Source organism: Roseateles sp. (genome assembly GCF_049240545.1).
Taxonomy (GTDB): Bacteria; Pseudomonadota; Gammaproteobacteria; order Burkholderiales; family Burkholderiaceae_C; genus Paucibacter_A.
Genome location: NZ_JBMLSK010000195.1, coordinates 1 through 1,159, shown reverse-complemented (window position 1 = coordinate 1,159; position 1,159 = coordinate 1). Strand labels below are relative to the sequence as shown.

Annotated in this window: 2 protein-coding genes; both read right to left on the bottom strand. The window is 62.9% G+C overall.

What is annotated here, in order from left to right:
* Window positions 1–656, bottom strand: a 656-nt coding sequence (locus ACOVRJ_RS12295; protein ID WP_422044135.1) for a transposase, incomplete at its 3' end; no start/stop codon positions are given.
* Window positions 657–932: 276 nt separating this feature from the next.
* Window positions 933–1,159, bottom strand: a 227-nt coding sequence (locus ACOVRJ_RS12290; RefSeq protein WP_422044134.1) for a RidA family protein, incomplete at its 5' end; no start/stop codon positions are given.

The following is a 1,159-nucleotide window of genomic DNA, read 5'->3' as shown; positions in this document are numbered from 1 at the left end:
CGCTCCTTCATCTGGTCCATGCGACGCATCTGCTCGCGCAGGGTCTTGATCTTGTCCGTGAGGTGCGCATACCGCGGGCCGAACTCCAGTAGCGGCAAGGTGCGATCGGCGGTGTCCAGGGCCGACATGTAGCGCTGGATGCTCTCCTCAATCTGCTCCTTGCGCTTGTCGATCTTGGCGGGCGTGAAGTTGCGGTCGCGGCTGTTGACCGCCTTGAACTTGCTGCCGTCTATGGCCACCACACCCTGGGCGAACAGCTTGAGGTCTCGGCACAAGACCACGAAGCGGCGGCAGACGTTGCGGATGCCCGCGCCGTTGTCGCGCCTGAAGTCGGCAATGGTCTTGAAGTCCGGTGCCAGGCGGCCCGTCAACCACATCAGCTCGACGTTGCGCTGGCACTCGTGCTCCAGGCGTCGGCTACTCTGAACCCGATTCAGGTAACCGTAGATGTAGAGCTTCAGCAGCACCGCCGGGTCGTACGCCGGGCGTCCCGTGCGTGCCGGAACCGTCCGCTCAAATCCAAGCTCAACGAGGTTCAACTCCGCGACGAATGCATCGACGACGCGCACCGGGTTGTCCTCACCGATGAAGTCGTCCAGACACTCTGGCAACAGCGTCACCTGCTGTCGATCCTGGCCTTCTATGAATCGCGACATATGAGCTCCGCTGCTCGATATGTCCAGCAACTCTACGGATCCGTCAGGCGCGGTGTGAGGGGGTTTTCACACAGGCTCGGCCAATTCCAGCCATCCTGTTTGCGCAGGACTCGTCTCGCTGATGACCGCTTTCAGTGTGTTGCGGACCAAGACCTGATGGTCAATCTGATGCCGCGGCGAGGCAGCGGATCCTTCTGAAGACTCCGCAGAGCCACTGGCCCCATGCTCCGGAACGGACACCTCAGGCTCCGAGGCTGCGGTGTCCTTCGCAGTGCGTCAGGCCGGTCGCAGCAGCACTTCGCCTTCAATCTCCACAGGGATGCCGAACGGCAGTTCGGCCATACCAACGGCGCTGCGCGCATGGGCGCCGACCTGCGGGCCGAAGACTTCGAGGATCAGGTCGGTGAAGCCGTTGATGACCGCCGGCTGACGGTCGAAGCCAGGCGCCGAGTTGACCATGCCGAGGATGTGCACCCAGGCCTCGATCCGGTCCAGGCTGCCCA